The sequence below is a fragment of the Promicromonospora sp. NPDC023805 genome (assembly GCF_040639635.1).
Lineage (GTDB): Bacteria > Actinomycetota > Actinomycetes > Actinomycetales > Cellulomonadaceae > Promicromonospora.
Genome location: NZ_JBFAAH010000001.1, coordinates 160,952 through 177,221, shown reverse-complemented (window position 1 = coordinate 177,221; position 16,270 = coordinate 160,952). Strand labels below are relative to the sequence as shown.

The window sequence follows — 16,270 nt, the reverse complement described above, 5'->3', positions numbered from 1 at the left end:
TGCAGTGTCGGACGTTCGTCCGGTTGACTTGCTCATCGTGGTGGTCTCGGAGGTGTCGACCCGGTTGGCCGCCGCGGTTCGGGCCGCCCGCACGGTGGTCCGCCGCGGCCCGCTCACGGCTGCTGCGGACGAGCCCCTGGACGGCTTCCGGCAGCCGACCGCGCTGCTCGACCCGGCCCGGGCGGTGGTCCCCTTCCTGGGCCGCGAGCAGGAGCTGGACGAGCTCCGCGCGTGGGCCGAGAGCCCGGCGGCGATCAGCCTGCGGCTCATCGTCGCTCCCGTCGGCTTCGGCAAGACGCGCCTCGCGAACGAGTTCGGCAGCCGCATGGGCGAGTCCGGATGGACCGTCGTCCCGGTGCCGCGCGGCCGGGAGGCCGCAACGGTGCGCGCACGGCCGCAGGGTGACGTGCTCTTCGTCGTGGACAACGCGGCGACCCGGCTGGGCCTCGGCGCGATGCTCGACGCCCTGGCGCGCCCCGCCCGTGGCCGCATCCGAGTCCTCCTGCTCGCCCGGGTCGCCGGGGAGTGGCTGCGCCGCCTGCGCTGGGGCTCGACGCTGTGGCCGCTGCTCGAGCGCGACGGCGCGACGCAGACCCCGCTGGACCTCGCGCTGGCGCCCGGCCTGCCGGACCGCGTGGTGCTGGAGGCCGCGACCGCCGCGTTCGCGGAGTGCCTCGGCGTCGACAACCCCGGCGCGTCCGCCGTGAGCATGCCGGAACCGGTCGGCGGGAGCAGGGTGGTCGACCTGCACGCCGCAGCGGCCCTCGCCGTCCTCGGAGCAGCAGGGGTCTCGGTCCCGGCGACCGAGCTGAACCCGGCGCGCGGGATCCTGCACGTGGCCGCGGGCTCGTGGGCCCGGTCGGCGCGTGAGGCCGGTCTGGAGCTGACCGTCGACGAGGTCCAGGACGTCATGGCCGCCGTGTGCCTGCTGGGCGCCGACGACGCCGCGAGCGTGCGCGACGTGCTGCGCCGGGTGGTGCCGGGGGTGCCCGGCCGCGCCGGCACGCAGTGGCTGCTCGGGCTGCAGCGTCCGGTGATGGGCCTCGAGGCGAACGCCGTCGGGCACGGCCGCGTCGCCGACGTGCTCGTCGCGGACCGGTTCGGACGGTCGGTGGCCCTGGTCGGCTCGTGCACGTGGGGCCTGTCCCGAAAGGCGGCGCTGCGCGTGGTCCACGTCGCCCGCCGGCTGGAGATCGAGCTGTCGGAGACGCCGGGGGTGGGCGCGCTGGCGGCAGAGCTCCTGCGCCGTGCGGGTGACTCCTACGGTGACGACCCACGTGCCCTGCGGACGTCGTTCCTGCTCAAGCCCCGCGGTGTCGTCGACGTGTCGACCGACGACGTGGACAGGGGCGAGCGGGCGGTAGCGGCGGCCCGGGACGCGGCGGGCAGGGCAGAGGCGCTCACCGACCTGGGCATGGCGCTCAGGGACGACGCACGCCTGGCCGAGTCGCTGGACGCGCTGGAGGCTGCCGTGGCCGCGTGGCGCCGCCTCGCGGCGGGCGACCCCGACCGGTACCGCACGGCCCTGGTGGGGGCGATCCACGCCCTGGGCGTCGCGCACTGGCGAGCCGGGATGACGAAGGAAGCGCTCGCCGCGCAGCTCGAGGCGGTCGAGCTGACCCGGACGGCCGAGGAGCGGGACACCGGCTGGATCGAGGCGGAGCTGGCCCGCGTCCTGATGAGCCTGACCGTCGTCCTGAACGACACAGGTCCTCCCCAGGAGGAGAACGCGCGGTTCATGGAGCTGCTCCCGATCCTCCGGAACCTGGTCAGGCGCGACCCGCGGCAGTGGGGTGTCTTCCTGACGACCGCCCTGTCCAACCGCGCGGTGACGCTCACAGAGAGCCGCCCGGAAGAGGCCCCGGCGTTCGCGCTGGAGGCCGTCGAGCTCAGCCGCAGGATGGTGCTGCAGGCGCCCGAGCGGTACCGGCAGGAGCTCGGGTTCGCGCTGACCAACCTCGCCAACTCGTACGCGGCGCTCGGCCGCGACCGGGAGGCGATCGAGCCGCTCGGCGAGGCCGCGGCCCTGCGCCGTCAGCTGGCCCGTGAGAATCCCGCCGCGCACACCTGGACGCTCGCCTACACGCTCGCGTCGCTGGGCGCGGTGCGGTCCCGGCTCGGCGACCTGGACGAGGCGATATCACTCGAACGCGAGGCCGTGCTGCTGCGCCGCCGGCTCGCGCGCGAGAACCCCGCGCGGTTCCGCAGGATGCTCGCCGCCTCGCTGTCGAACCTCGCGGTCACCCACTCGCGGGCCGGGGAGCCGGACGAGGCGCTGCCACTGGAGCAGGAGGCGGTGGCGATCCGGCGCGGCCTGGCGGAGGAGGGGCACCCGGGCGAGGAGTACCTGGCACGTTCGCTGTCCAACCTGGGGGTGCTCTACTCGGAGCTCGGCCGGGCCGAGGACGCCGTCGCGCCGACGGAGGAGGCCGTCGCCCAGCTGCGGCTGCTCGCGGTGAGCGACCCGGAACGCTTCGAGCCGGACCTCGCCGACGCGCTGCTCAACCTGGGCGCCGCGCTCATCGACGCGGGGCGCCCCGAGGAGGGCGTCGAGCCGACGGCGGAGGCGGTGCGCGTACGCCGCGGGCTCGCGCGCCGGAGCCCCGACCTCCACCTGCCGGGTCTCGCCTCCGCGCTCTCGAACATGGTCTCCGTGCACCTCGACCTGAAGATGCTGGACTCCGCGGCGGAGTTCGCCCAGGAGGTCGTGGACGTCCGGCGCCGGCTCGTCGACGGGTCCTACGCGCACGAGCAGGACCTGCTGCGCGCCCTGGACCTGCAGGCCCGCGTACGCCGGTCGGGCGTCGCCGACGGCCGCGCGGTGCGCTGAGAACCTGCGGGCGCCCTGCGGGTGTGACGAGTCTGTCAGCCTGACTTCTAGAACAGGCGTGCGAATGTCAGTGGGTCGCCCTAGGATACTTCTGTGAGCAATCGTCTCGTCGTCTCGGGTGCCCGAGAGCACAACCTGAAGAACGTCTCCCTGGACCTGCCCAGGGACCAGCTCATCGTGTTCACCGGGCTGTCGGGCTCCGGCAAGTCGTCGCTCGCGTTCGACACGATCTTCGCCGAGGGGCAGCGCCGGTACGTCGAGTCGCTGTCCGCGTACGCGCGTCAGTTCCTGGGCCAGATGGACAAGCCCGACGTCGACTTCATCGAGGGCCTGTCGCCCGCGGTGTCGATCGACCAGAAGTCGACCAACCGCAACCCGCGCTCCACGGTCGGCACCATCACCGAGGTCTACGACTACCTGCGCCTGCTCTTCGCCCGCGCGGGCACGCAGTTCTGCCCCGTGTGCGGCGAGAAGGTCCAGTCGCAGACGCCGCAGCAGATCGTGGACCAGATCCTTGAGCTGCCAGAGGACACGCGCTACCAGGTGCTGGCACCCGTGGTGCGCGGCCGCAAGGGCGAGTACGCGGACCTGTTCAAGGAGCTGCAGGCCAAGGGCTTCTCGCGGGCCCGGGTCGACGGCGAGGTCGTGCAGCTGACCGACCCGCCCACGCTGGAGAAGAAGCTGAAGCACGACATCGAGGTGGTCGTGGACCGGCTCGTGGCGCGCGACGGCGTGCAGCGCCGGCTGACGGACTCCGTCGAGACCGCGCTGACCCTGGCCAACGGCCTCGTGATGATCGAGCTGGTCGACGCCGACGTCGACGACCTGACGCGCACCCGCAAGTTCTCCGAGAAGCGGGCCTGCCCGAACGAGCACACGCTCGCGCTCGACGAGATCGAGCCGCGGACGTTCTCGTTCAACGCGCCCTACGGCGCGTGCCCGGAGTGCTCGGGCATCGGCTTCCGGCTGGAGGTCGACCCCGAGCTCATCGTGCCGGACGACGAGCAGACGCTGCGCGGCGGCGCCGTCGCCCCGTGGGCGCAGACGTCGTCGGAGTACTTCGAGCGCGTGCTGGCGGCGCTCGCGGAGGAGATGAAGTTCTCCATGGACGTGCCGTGGCGGGCCCTGCCCGAGCGCGCCCGCGAGGCGATCCTGCACGGGCGCGACCACAAGGTGCACGTCAAGTACAAGAACCGGTGGGGCCGCGAACGACAGTACTCGACCGGGTTCGAGGGCGCCGTGACGTTCCTGGAGCGCCGCCACCGCGAGACCGACTCGGACCTGTCCAAGGACAAGTACGAGGCCTACATGCGCGAGGTGCCGTGCCCCACGTGCGGCGGCGCGCGGCTCAAGCCTGAGGTGCTCGCGGTCAAGATCGACGGGCTGTCCATCGCCGATGTCAGCCGCCTGCCGGTGGGCGAGGCGGCCGAGTTCCTCAAGGGCATAGTCCTCGGGGTGCGCGAGGCGCAGATCGCGACCGAGGTCCTCAAGGAGATCCACGCGCGGCTCGGCTTCCTGCTCGACGTCGGTCTGCACTACCTCACGCTGGAGCGCCCGGCCGGAACCCTGTCCGGCGGCGAGGCCCAGCGCATCCGGCTGGCCACCCAGATCGGTTCCGGGCTGGTGGGCGTGCTGTACGTGCTGGACGAGCCGTCCATCGGGCTGCACCAGCGGGACAACCGCCGCCTGATCGACACGCTCACCCGCCTGCGGGACCTCGGCAACACGCTGATCGTCGTCGAGCACGACGAGGACACGATCCGCGCGGCCGACTGGATCGTCGACATCGGCCCGGGGGCCGGCGAGCACGGCGGCGAGGTCATCCACTCGGGTGACTACGCGGGCCTGCTCGAGAAGAAGGAGTCGATGACTGGCGCGTACCTCTCCGGGCGCCGCTCCATCCCGGTGCCGGCCGTGCGGCGGCCGATCGACCACGACCGGCAGGTCACGGTGATCGGCGCGCACGAGAACAACCTGCGCAACGTCGACGTGTCGTTCCCGCTCGGGGTCCTGACCGTGGTGTCGGGCGTGTCCGGCTCCGGCAAGTCGACGCTCGTCAACTCGATCCTGTACACCGTCATGGCGAACCAGCTCAACGGAGCTCGTCGGGTCGCCGGGCGGCACCGGCGCGTGACAGGGCTGGACCAGCTCGACAAGGTCGTGCACGTGGACCAGGGGCCGATCGGGCGTACGCCGCGGTCGAACCCCGCCACGTACACGGGCGTCTGGGACCGGATCCGCAAGATCTTCGCGGAGACCGAGGAGGCCAAGGTCCGCGGTTACGGTCCGGGCCGGTTCTCGTTCAACGTCAAGGGCGGCCGCTGCGAGGCGTGCGCGGGCGACGGCACCATCAAGATCGAGATGAACTTCCTGCCGGACGTCTACGTGCCGTGCGAGGTCTGCCACGGCGCGCGGTACAACCGCGAGACGCTCGAGGTGCACTTCAAGAGCAAGACGGTCGCCGACGTGCTCGACATGCCGATCGAGGAGGCCGCGGAGTTCTTCAAGGCGTTCCCGGCGATCTCCCGGCACCTGTCCACGCTGGTCGACGTCGGCCTGGGGTACGTGCGGCTCGGGCAGCCGGCGCCCACGCTGTCCGGTGGCGAGGCGCAGCGCGTCAAGCTGGCGGCGGAGCTGCAGAAGCGGTCGTCGGGCCGTTCGGCCTACGTGCTGGACGAGCCGACCACCGGCCTGCACTTCGAGGACGTGCGCCGTCTGCTCGGTGTGCTGCAGTCGCTGGCAGACAAGGGCAACACGGTGATCGTGATCGAGCACAACCTGGACGTCATCAAGAACGCCGACTGGGTGGTCGACATGGGGCCAGAGGGTGGTAGCGGGGGCGGTCTCGTCGTCGCGCAGGGTACGCCGGAGGCCGTCGCGGCGGTCCCGGAGAGCCACACGGGCACGTATCTCGCCGAGATCCTCGAGGGGCACGCGCAGGCCGGCGAGGTCCCGGTGCTGCCGCCGGCGAACGGCAAGCCGAAGCGCAAGCCCGCTGCGAAGAGTGCGACCAAGGCGAAGGCGGGCGCTTCCGCCTGACCGCCCGTCCCCGGACGGCCTCGGGTACCGGATCCGTCGCGGACCGGTACCCGAGGTCGTCCTCGGCGCGGACCTGCGGGAGCCGCGTGCCAGGCATGGCTTCCGGGCCGGGTCAGCCCTAGGGTGGGGCACATGAGCGGAGCCACGCATGACTATGCCGTGACGGTGCGGTGGACAGGCGCGGGGGAGACGGGGACGTCGTCGTACACCTCGTACTCGCGCGACCACGAGATCGATCTGCCGCACAAGCCGCCGCTGCCCGGGTCGGCCGACCCCGCGTTCCGCGGGGACCCGGCGCGGAACAGCCCGGAGGAGCTCTTCGTCGCGAGCCTGAGCCAGTGCCACATGCTGTGGTTCCTGCACCTGGCCGCGGAGTCCGGCCTGATCGTGCGCGAGTACCGGGACTCGGCGACCGGCACGATGCGGGTCGAGGCGCGGGGCGAGGGCGCCTTCACCGACGTGACGTTGCACCCGAAGGTCGTCGTCGACCCGGGCGAGCTCGCGACGGACGAGCACCTCGCGGCTCTGCACCACAAGGCGCACGCGATGTGCTTCATCTCCCGGTCGGTGAACTTCCCGGTCCGAGTGGAGCCGACCCCGGTCCACGTCACCGTCTGATCGCACCCCAGCGTTGAGTGCTGGGTATTTGTGCCTCCGGAGCCGGATGAGGCGCAAATACCCAGCACTCAACGCTGACGCACGTGCGTCACTGTCAGTGGCACCGCATAGGTTTGGGGCATGGCGGATCCAGCTACCTATCGACCCAAGGCGGGAGAGATCCCGACCTCGCCCGGTGTCTACCGGTTCCGTGACGAGCACGGCCGGGTCGTCTACGTCGGCAAGGCGAAGAACCTGCGCCAGCGTCTGGCGAACTACTTCCAGGACGTAGCGAACCTGCACGAGCGCACCCGGCGGATGGTGACGACGGCGGCGTCCGTCGAGTGGACCGTGGTGGGCACCGAGGTCGAGGCGCTCGCCCTGGAGTTCACCTGGATCCAGCAGTACGACCCGCGGTTCAACGTGAAGTACCGGGACGACAAGTCGTACCCGTACCTCGCGGTGACCCTGGGGGAGGAGGTGCCGCGCGCCCAGGTCATGCGGGGGGCGAAGCGCAAGGGCACCCGCTACTTCGGCCCGTACGGGCACGCCTGGGCCATCCGGGAGACGCTCGACCTGCTCCTGCGCGTCTTCCCGATCCGGACGTGCTCGGCCGGCGTCTACAAGCGGGCCGGCCAGTCGGGCCGGCCGTGCCTGCTCGGGTACATCGACAAGTGCTCGGCGCCCTGCGTCGGCCGCATCAGCGTCGACGACCACCGGGCGCTCGTCCTGGACTTCTGCGACTTCATGGCGGGCGACACGGCCAAGTTCGAGCGCCGGCTCACCAAGCGCATGCAGGAGGCCGCCGCCGACATGGAGTACGAGCAGGCGGCCCGCCTGCGCGACGACATCGAGGCCCTGCGGCGTGCCACCGAGAAGAACGCGGTCGTCCTCGGCGACGCCACGGACGCCGACGTGTTCGCCCTCGTGGGCGACGAGCTCGAGGCAGCCGTCCAGGTGTTCCACGTCCGCGGGGGCCGGATCCGCGGTCAGCGCGGCTGGATCGTCGAGAAGGTCGAGGACATCACCGACGGCGAGCTCGTGGAGCACCTGCTGCAGCAGGTCTACGGGGCCGCGGACGAGGTCGACGGGGTCGAGGCCCGCGACGCGGTGCCGCGCGAGGTCCTCGTGCCGGTGCTGCCGCCCGACCTGGAGCAGGTCGGCACCTGGCTCAGCGGGCTGCGGGGCGCGCGCGTCGACGTCCGGGTACCGCAGCGCGGCGACAAGAAGGAGCTCGCGGCCACCGTCCGCAAGAACGCCGAGCACGCCCTGATGGTCCACCGCACCCGCCGCGCGGGTGACCTCACGACCCGCAGCCAGGCCCTCGCGGAGATCCAGGAGGCGCTCGACCTGGAGTCGGCGCCCCTGCGGATCGAGTGCTTCGACATCTCGCACACGCAGGGCACCTACCAGTCGGCGTCGATGGTGGTGTTCGAGGACGGCCTGGCCCGCAAGAGCGAGTACCGCTCGTTCAGCATCCGCGGGTCGGACGGCGACGGCGCCCGCGACGACACGGAGGCCATGCACGAGGTCATCACGCGCCGCTTCAAGCGCTACCTGGCCGACCGGCTCCGGTCCAACGACGTCGAGATGGCCGCTGAGCTGTCGGGTGGTGGGCTGTCGGGTGGCGAGCTCCCCGGCGGCGAGGTGGCCGCCGACGCGCCGGAGGAGAAGGCGCGGTTCGCCTACCCGCCGAGCCTCGTCGTGGTCGACGGCGGACCGCCCCAGGTCGCCGCCGCGAAGCGGGCGCTGGACGAGCTCGGCATCACCGACGTCGCGCTCTGCGGCCTGGCCAAGCGCCTGGAGGAGGTGTGGGTGCCGGGGGAGGACTACCCCGTCATCCTGCAGCGCTCCAGCGAGGGCCTGTACCTGCTGCAGCGCGTCCGGGACGAGGCGCACCGGTTCGCGATAGTGCAGCACCGCAGGCGGCGCAGCAAGGGGATGACCGCCTCCGTGCTCGACGACGTCCCCGGGCTCGGCCCGGCGCGCAAGAAGGTGCTGCTCACCCACTTCGGCTCCCTCAAGCGGCTCAAGGCCGCGAGCGTCGAGGAGATCGCCAGCGTGCGCGGCATGGGGGACAAGACGGCGGAGGCGGTGGTCGCCGCCCTCAAGGCCTGACGCTGGCATGCTTGGCTCCATGAGCAACACCGAGCCGTCACCCATCACCGCACCGGACGGCATCGCCGAGGTCGAGGCCGCAACGCACGGCCCAGAGCACAGCGAGCCGCAGGTGCTGGTGATCACCGGAATGTCTGGCGCCGGCCGGTCGCGTGCAGCGGCCGTCCTGGAGGACCTGGACTGGTACGTCGTCGACAACCTGCCCCCGATGATGCTCGTGCCGCTGGTCGATCTCATGGCCAAGGGGTCGAGCATCGAACGCGTGGCGGTGGTCGTGGACGTCCGCGGCAGGCAGTTCTTCTCCGAGCTGGACAAGGTGCTCGCGCACATGACGGAGGCAGGGGTCGCCTACCGGATCCTGTTCCTGGACGCGAGCGACGAGGTGCTCGTGCGCCGGTTCGAGCAGGTCCGCAGGCCGCACCCGCTGCAGGGCGAGGGCCGCATCCTCGACGGCATAGCGGAGGAGCGGTCCGTCGTCGCGACCCTCGCCGCACGCGCGGACCTGCGGATCGACACCTCGGACCTGTCGGTGCACGACCTCGCGAGGGAGATCCGCGGGTGGCTGGCGCACGACATCAACGAGGTGCTGCGCGTCAACGTCATCTCGTTCGGGTTCAAGTACGGCATACCCCTGGACGCCGACCACGTGGTGGACGTACGGTTCCTGGCCAACCCCTACTGGATCACCGAGCTCCGGCACCTGACGGGGCGTGACCAGCCGGTACGCGACTACGTGCTCGCCCGGCCGGGCGCCGTCGAGTTCATCGACCGCTACGTCGACGCCCTGGCTCCGGTGCTCTCCGGCTACCTCAACGAGGAGAAGCGCTACGTGACCATCGCCGTGGGATGCACGGGAGGCAAGCACCGCTCCGTCGCCATCTCCGAAGCCATCGCCGAACGACTCCGTGCCCGGGGCCAGCTCGTCTCCGTGTCGGCACGTGATCTGGGCCGCGAGTGATCCCGCACGCGCCAGGGGTGCCGGACGTCCCCGCGCCGGAGTGGAGCAAGAACCCGTCGGTGGTCGCCCTGGGCGGCGGCCACGGCCTGTCCGCGAGCCTCTCGGCCCTGCGCCTCATGTCCGACCGCCTCACGGCGGTGGTGACGGTCGCCGACGACGGCGGCTCCTCAGGGCGCCTGCGTGACGAGCTCGACGTGCTGCCGCCCGGCGACCTGCGGATGGCGCTCGCCGCCCTGTGCGACGACTCCGAGTGGGGCCGCACCTGGAGCGCGATGCTGCAGCACCGCTTCGCGTCGTCGGGCGAGCTGGACAACCACGCGATGGGCAACCTGCTGATCGTGGCGCTGTGGGAGCTGCTCGGCGACGAGGTAGAAGGCCTGGACTGGGTCGGCCGGCTGCTCGGTGCCCGGGGCCGCGTCCTGCCGATGGCGTCGGTGCCGCTGGTGGTCGAGGCGGACGTCCGGCACGCCGCCGCGCCGGGCGAGCCCGAGCCCCCGCTGGAGACCGTGGTCGGGCAGAGCCGCGTGGCCGTCACCGAGGGCCGGATCGAGCAGCTACGCCTGCTCCCGGCGGACCCGCCCGCGCCCCCGGAGGCGGTCCAGGCGGTGCTCGACGCCGACTGGGTGGTCCTTGGCCCAGGGTCCTGGTACTCCTCGGTGCTGGTGCACCTGCTTGTGCCGGCGATCGCCGAGGCCCTGCACGTCACGAAGGCGCGACGCTGCGTGACGCTCAACCTGTCCGCGGAGAACGGCGAGACGGAAGGCCTCACCGCCGTCGACCACCTGGAGGCCCTGCACAAGCACGCGCCCGGCCTCAGGATCGACGCGGTCCTCGCCGACCCGTCGGCGGTCGAGGACGTCACTGCCCTGGAGGCGGCCGCCGCGTCCATGGGCGCGCGCGTGATCATGCGCCAGGTCCGGCGCGGCGACGACACGACCAAGCACGACGGGCTGCGCCTGGCCGCCGCCTACCGCGACGTGTTCGAGGGCGTCTACGGCGACGTCTGACGCGGCAGGCAGGTCCTGCGCCCGGTGGGCGTTCCGTCCGAGATGCGAGACCCTTCCCGACCACCGTTGACATGCTCTGTGGCCCGACGTACTTTCCCGCCGTACCGAATCCCTATCAATCAGATAGGGAATTCGAATCGGAGGGAGACCGGCATGGCACGAGCGACGAACGGCACGGTGCGGATCGCGCACCCGCGCTCCATCCGCCCCGTCATGCGCGAGCGTCCCGTGCGGCGTTACGTCAAGTGTCCCGTGCTGCGTCACGTGATGTGTCCCGTCGACGAGTGTTGTCCCGCCTGTCGCTGACCGTCCCCAGGTAGGACCGAGCAGCGCCCCCGTCGCCCCACCGCACGCCACTCCCCAGCAGCCCTCACCCCACGTCCGGTGACCGACCTGCGCGCACCCTCGCGCGGGTCTGCTTCGCCGTGCCCCGAGAGGACACCCCATGGTCCCGACCCACCCCCGCCGCACCAACACACCCGCGCCGACAGCACCCGCCGCGATCGCGACCGCCCTGGTCGCCGCGCTCACGCTCGCCGGCTGCGCCGGGCCCGACGCCGCCTCCGGCGCAGCGCCCACCGACCCCACCCCGGGCGGCACGCTCCGGTTCGCGCTCGGGGCGGCGCCCTCAGGGGTCGACCCGCAGCAGGTCGGCACGAACGTCAGCATCTACGTGGCCCGCCAGCTCGCGGACTCGCTCACCGACCAGAACCCGGAGACCGGCGATATCGAGCCCTGGCTCGCCGAGAGCTGGGACGTCAGCGACGACCTGACCCGCTTCACGTTCCACCTGCGCGACGGCGTGACGTTCTCCGACGGCAGCCCGCTCACCGCCGACGACGTGCGGGCCAGCTTCGACGCCGTCGCGGGCGACCTCGGGGCGACGGCGCCGCTCGCGGCCAGCTATCTCGCGGGCTACACGAAGACCGAGGTGCCTGACGAGCGCACCGCGACGGTGGTCTTCGACGAGGCCAACGCGCAGTTCCTGCAGGCCACGTCCACGGTCTCGCTGGCGATCCTGTCCGAGGAGACCGCTGAGGTGGACCCCGCCGAGCGGCTGCAGGGCGACGTCGTCGGCTCCGGGCCGTTCGTCCTGGAGAGCTACACCCAGGACCAGGGCGCCGTGATCACCCGGCGTGAGGGTTACGACTGGGCGCCCGAGTCGTCGGAGCACGCGGGCGAGGCCTACCTCGACTCCATCGAGTTCACAGTGGTCCCGGAGTCCGGGGTGCGCGCCGGCGGGCTCGCGTCCGACCAGTTCGACGCCGTCGGCGACGTGCTGCCGCAGGACGTGCCGCAGGTCGAGGGCTCGGGCGGCGAGGTGCTGACCCGCGCCAACCCCGGCGTGCCGTTCGTGCTCCAGCCCAACGTCACCCGGCCGCCGCTGGACGACCCGGACGTGCGGCGTGCGCTCCTCGTCGCGGTCGACCGCCAGGAGCTGGTCGACACCGTCCTCTCCGAGGCGTTCAAGCCCGCGACCAGCGTGCTCGCGTCCACCACGCCCGGGTACGCCGACCAGTCCGACCTGCTCACCTCCGACCCGGACGAGGCAGGCCGCATCCTCGACGCCGCCGGCTGGACGAAGGGCTCGGACGGTCTACGCGCCAAGGACGGCGAGCCGCTCGAGATCGAGGTGACCTACACCCCGGTGTTCACGGGCAGCGGCGCGGTGCTGGAGCTGGCCGCCCAGCAGCTGCGCGCGGTGGGGATCGACCTGAGGCTGCGGCAGCTCACCGCCGCCGAGCAGACCACCGCCCAGGAGTCCGGCGACTACGACCTGTACTACTACAACGTCACACGGGCCGACGCCGACATCCTGCGCACCCAGTTCTCCACCGCCCAGCGCAACCTCAGCCTGCGCGAGCCCGACGACGCCGTCGACCCGCTGCTCGACGAGCAGCTCGGCGAGGCCGACCCGGCCGCACGCGAGGCCCTGGTCACGGAGGCCCAGCGCGAGATCCTCGACCAGGGGCTCGCGATCCCGCTGTTCGAGCTCGCCCAGTCCATCGGGGTACGCGGCGACGTGCACGGCGTGACCTTCGACGCCTCCTCGCGCCTGCTGTTCCACGACGCCTGGATCGAGCAGGAATGATGCTCGCCCACGTCCTGCGCCGCGTCGGCGGCGCCGTCACGGTCCTCTGGGCGGCGTTCACCGTGTCGTTCGTGATCCTGTACCTGCTGCCCAGCGACCCCGTGGCGATCATGCTCGACCAGGGCGCCGGTGGCGAGCGCGTGGACCCCGCGCGCGTCGCCGAGCTGCGCGAGCGCTACGGGTTCGACCAGGGCCCGGTCCAGCAGTACCTCACGGTGCTCGGCCGCACCCTCACGGGCGATCTCGGCACCTCCATCAGCAGCGGCGCCCCCGTGACCCGCCTCATCGCCGACGCCTTCCCGGAGACGGCGAAGCTCGCCGGCCTGGCGCTCGTGCTCGGTGCGGCGGCCGGCGTCGGCATCGCGACCCTCGCCTCCTGGACCAGGACCGCCTGGCTGCGCGACCTCCTGCTGGCGCTGCCCCCGCTCGGCGTCGCGGTGCCCGGGTTCTGGGTGGGCCTCGTGCTGCTGCACCTGTTCTCGTTCACCTGGTTCGTCTTCCCCGCAGTCGGCAACGAGGGATTCGCCTCGCTGGTCCTGCCCGCGGTGACGCTCGCGGTCGGGCTCGCTGCCGTCGTCGCGCAGGTGCTGTCCCAGGGGCTGCGCGAGGCCTGGCGGGCGCCCTACGTCGAGACGGCGTTCGCCAAGGGCGCCGGCCGCGCCCGCGTGCTCGGCGCACACGTCGCCCGCAACGGCTCCCTGCCGACCGTCACGGTGCTCGGCGTGCTCGTGGGCAACCTGCTCGGCGGCACCGTCGTGGTCGAGACGGTGTTCTCCCGGCAGGGCTTCGGCAGGCTCGTCGAGAACGCCGTGACCACCCAGGACATCCCGGTCGTCCAGGGGCTGGTCGTGGTCGCCGCGGCGGTGTTCGTCGTCACCAGCCTCCTCGTCGACCTCGCCCACCCGCTGCTCGACCCGCGCGTCCTGTCCGGAGCCCACCGCGGCCGGGGAGGCGCCCGATGATCCGCACCCTCACCCGGCCCGCCCCGCTGGTGGCGCTCGCGGCGGTCGCCCTCGTGCTGGTCTGGGCGCTCGTCCCCGGCCTGTTCAGCGGCCACGACCCGATCACCGGCGTCCCCGCGGACAAGCTCCTCCCGCCGGACGGCGCCCACTGGTTCGGCACCGACCACCTCGGCCGCGACCTGTTCGCGCGCACCGTGCACGGCACGAGCCTGTCGGTGCGGGCCGCGCTGCTCGCGATCGGCGTCGCGCTGGTGGCCGGATCCGGCATCGGCCTGGTCGCGGGCTTCGTCGGCGGGCCGGTGGACGACGCGCTCATGCGCGCCACCGACGTCCTGCTCGCCATCCCCGGCCTGCTCCTCTCGCTCGCGGTGGTCACCGCCCTCGGCTTCGGGACGGTGAAGGTAGCGATAGCCGTCGGCATCGCCTCGGTCGCGACGTTCGCCCGCGTCATGCGCAGCCAGGTGCTGCGCGTGCGGCACGCCACCTACGTCGAGGCGGCACGGCTGGCCGGCACCGGCCGCACCGCCGTCCTGCTGCGGCACGTTCTCCCGAACGCGGCCGGCCCGGTGCTGGCGCTCGCGGCCGTCGAGCTCGGCGCCGTGATCCTCGCGGTCTCGGCCCTGAGCTTCCTCGGCTACGGCGCCACGCCGCCCACCCCCGAGTGGGGCTCGCTGGTGGCGGAGGGCCGCGACTACCTGGCGGTCGCCTGGTGGTACTCGACGCTGCCCGGCCTGGTCATCGCCCTGTTCGTGCTCGCGGTGGGCGTGCTCGGGCGGGCGCTCACCCGCGACGGAAGGACCGACCGATGACAGTCACGACGAGGACGCCGTCGGCGCCCGTACCTCGGGCGTCCGTACCTCGGGCGTCCGCACCCCAAGAGTCGACGCAGCCGACGGCGGTACCGCCCGCGCCGTCGGGCAGCCTGCTGCGCGTGCGCGGCCTGCGCGTCGCCTATCGCGACCACGAGGTGGTGCACGGCGTGGACCTCGACGTGCGCCCGGGCGAGGTGGTAGCGCTCGTGGGCGAGTCGGGGAGCGGCAAGTCCACGACGGCGCACGCCCTGATCGGCCTGCTGCCGGACGGCGGCCACGTGACCTCCGGCGAGGTGACGCTCGGCGCCGGGCCGCGCCCGACGCCGCTCAGCGGCCTCCTGCCCGACGCCTGGCGGCGCGTGCGCGGCGTCCGCGTGGGGTTCGTACCGCAGGACCCGGGCACGGCGCTGGACCCGGTGGTGCGCGTGGGGGAGCAGGTCGCCGAGGCGCTCGTGGTGCACGGGACGCCGCGCCGGGCCGCACGCGAGCGGGCCGTCGGGATCCTCCGCGATGTGGGGCTCGACCGGCCTGCGGAGCGGGCGCGACAGTACCCGCACCAGCTCTCGGGCGGCATGCGGCAGCGCGTGCTCGTGGGCATCGCCATGGCGTGCGAGCCGGAGCTGGTGATCGCCGACGAGCCGACGTCGGCCCTGGACGTCACGGTGCAGCGCCGTGTGCTCGACCTGCTCGGTGACCTCACGTCGCGCGCGGGGACCGCGGTGCTGCTCATCACCCATGACCTCGCGGTGGCCGCCGACCGTGCCGACCGTGTGGTGGTCCTCAAGGACGGGCTGGTGGTCGAGGAGGGGTCTGCGGCCCGCGTGCTGGGCAGCCCCGAGCACCCGTACACCCGCGAGCTGGTCGCGGCGACGCCCGGCAGGACGACGCTGGACAGAAATACTGTGCCAAGCGCATCCGCCGAAGCACCCGTCACCACCGCGGTGACGTCCGGACCGGCCACGACGACGGACCGGGCTTCGGCCCCGGGCGCGGCGGGCAGCGACACCACGCCGCAGCCCGTCCTGCTGAGCGCGCGCGGCCTGGTCAAGGAGTTCCGGCTGGGCCGCCGCGACCGGCTGCGCGCCGTCGACGACGTCTCGTTCGCCGTGCCGCGCGGGTCCGCGTTCGCGCTGGTGGGGGAGTCGGGATCGGGCAAGTCGACCACCGCCCGCCTGGTGCTCGGGCTGGAGCGGCCGGACGCCGGCGTCGTCGAGCTGGACGGCGTCCCCGTGGGCGACGACCGCGCCACCCGGCGCCGTACGCAGCTGGTGCACCAGGACCCGTACTCCTCCCTGGACCCCCGGTTCACCGTCGCCGCCGTCGTCGAGGAGCCCCTGCGCGCGCACCGCGTGGGAGACCGCGCGGAACGGCGCGACCGGGTGGCGCACCTCCTCGAGCAGGTGCACCTCGCGCCGGATCTCGCCCGACGGCGCCCCGCCGAGCTGTCGGGCGGCCAGCGCCAGCGGGTCGCGATCGCACGGGCGCTCGCGCTCGACCCGGAGCTGCTCGTGCTCGACGAGCCCACCTCGGCGCTCGACGTGTCGGTGCAGGCCCGCGTGCTGGACCTGCTGGCCCGCCTGCGCGCGGAGCGGAGCCTCACCTACCTGTTCATCTCGCACGACCTGGCGGTGGTGCGGCAGATCGCCGACCACGTCGGCGTGATGAGCGACGGCCGGCTCGTGGAGACCGGCCCTGTCGGGCAGGTCTTCGACCACCCCACCCACCCGTACACCGCCGAGCTGATCGCGGCGATCCCCGGTGCCCGCCCGACCGCGCACCTCGACCCGAAGGACCTGACATGACCGAGGCACCGCAGCGCCCCGCGCCCGGCCCGAGCCAGGCCGGCCGCGAGCCC

General features: G+C 72.8%; 10 protein-coding genes. All 10 read left to right on the top strand.

Annotated features, from left to right (window positions below; all coding sequences use genetic code 11):
* Positions 1–37 precede the first annotated feature (37 nt).
* The 10 genes from AB0F70_RS00850 to AB0F70_RS00805 all read left to right on the top strand — a co-directional run bounded on the left by AB0F70_RS00850 (position 38) and on the right by AB0F70_RS00805 (position 16,217).
* The gene (locus tag AB0F70_RS00850) at positions 38–2,830 is read left to right on the top strand and encodes a tetratricopeptide repeat protein (protein WP_357442500.1); all 2,793 of its coding nucleotides are present in this window, start codon (positions 38–40) and stop codon (positions 2,828–2,830) included.
* 93 nt (positions 2,831–2,923) lie between these two features.
* Complete coding sequence (gene uvrA / locus AB0F70_RS00845; RefSeq protein WP_357442498.1) at positions 2,924–5,869, top strand: excinuclease ABC subunit UvrA; 2,946 nt, start codon at positions 2,924–2,926, stop codon at positions 5,867–5,869.
* Positions 5,870–6,001: 132 nt separating this feature from the next.
* Positions 6,002–6,487: an OsmC family protein gene (locus tag AB0F70_RS00840; protein ID WP_357442496.1), complete on the top strand. Its 486-nt coding sequence runs from the start codon at positions 6,002–6,004 to the stop codon at positions 6,485–6,487.
* Positions 6,488–6,607: 120 nt separating this feature from the next.
* Positions 6,608–8,584 (top strand): excinuclease ABC subunit UvrC, encoded by a 1,977-nt coding sequence (gene uvrC, locus AB0F70_RS00835; RefSeq protein ID WP_357442494.1) that lies wholly within the window; start codon positions 6,608–6,610, stop codon positions 8,582–8,584.
* A 19-nt stretch (positions 8,585–8,603) separates the two neighbouring features.
* The gene (rapZ, locus tag AB0F70_RS00830; protein WP_357442492.1) at positions 8,604–9,542 is read left to right on the top strand and encodes an RNase adapter RapZ; all 939 of its coding nucleotides are present in this window, start codon (positions 8,604–8,606) and stop codon (positions 9,540–9,542) included.
* 17 nt (positions 9,543–9,559) lie between these two features.
* Positions 9,560–10,549: a uridine diphosphate-N-acetylglucosamine-binding protein YvcK gene (gene yvcK, locus AB0F70_RS00825; protein WP_357442490.1), complete on the top strand. Its 990-nt coding sequence runs from the start codon at positions 9,560–9,562 to the stop codon at positions 10,547–10,549.
* A 445-nt stretch (positions 10,550–10,994) separates the two neighbouring features.
* Positions 10,995–12,641: an ABC transporter substrate-binding protein gene (locus AB0F70_RS00820; protein ID WP_357442488.1), complete on the top strand. Its 1,647-nt coding sequence runs from the start codon at positions 10,995–10,997 to the stop codon at positions 12,639–12,641.
* On the top strand, positions 12,638–13,603 hold the full coding sequence (locus AB0F70_RS00815) for an ABC transporter permease (protein WP_357442486.1): 966 nt from the start codon (positions 12,638–12,640) through the stop codon (positions 13,601–13,603). Before AB0F70_RS00820 ends, AB0F70_RS00815 begins: the two co-directional genes overlap by 4 nt.
* Positions 13,600–14,412, top strand: a complete 813-nt coding sequence (locus AB0F70_RS00810) for an ABC transporter permease (RefSeq protein WP_357442484.1) — start codon at positions 13,600–13,602, stop codon at positions 14,410–14,412. Before AB0F70_RS00815 ends, AB0F70_RS00810 begins: the two co-directional genes overlap by 4 nt.
* Complete coding sequence (locus AB0F70_RS00805; protein WP_357442482.1) at positions 14,409–16,217, top strand: ABC transporter ATP-binding protein; 1,809 nt, start codon at positions 14,409–14,411, stop codon at positions 16,215–16,217. Before AB0F70_RS00810 ends, AB0F70_RS00805 begins: the two co-directional genes overlap by 4 nt.
* Positions 16,218–16,270 lie beyond the last annotated feature (53 nt).

Excerpts from the sequence above, each read along its gene's own strand:
- AB0F70_RS00805 (WP_357442482.1), top strand. The coding sequence starts at position 14,409 with ATGACAGTCACGACGAGGACGCCGTCGGCGCCCGTACCTCGGGCGTCC.
- rapZ (WP_357442492.1), top strand. The coding sequence starts at position 8,604 with ATGAGCAACACCGAGCCGTCACCCATCACCGCACCGGACGGCATCGCC.
- AB0F70_RS00820 (WP_357442488.1), top strand. The coding sequence starts at position 10,995 with ATGGTCCCGACCCACCCCCGCCGCACCAACACACCCGCGCCGACAGCA.
- AB0F70_RS00810 (WP_357442484.1), top strand. The coding sequence starts at position 13,600 with ATGATCCGCACCCTCACCCGGCCCGCCCCGCTGGTGGCGCTCGCGGCG.
- AB0F70_RS00840 (WP_357442496.1), top strand. The coding sequence starts at position 6,002 with ATGAGCGGAGCCACGCATGACTATGCCGTGACGGTGCGGTGGACAGGC.
- uvrC (WP_357442494.1), top strand. The coding sequence starts at position 6,608 with ATGGCGGATCCAGCTACCTATCGACCCAAGGCGGGAGAGATCCCGACC.
- AB0F70_RS00815 (WP_357442486.1), top strand. The coding sequence starts at position 12,638 with ATGATGCTCGCCCACGTCCTGCGCCGCGTCGGCGGCGCCGTCACGGTC.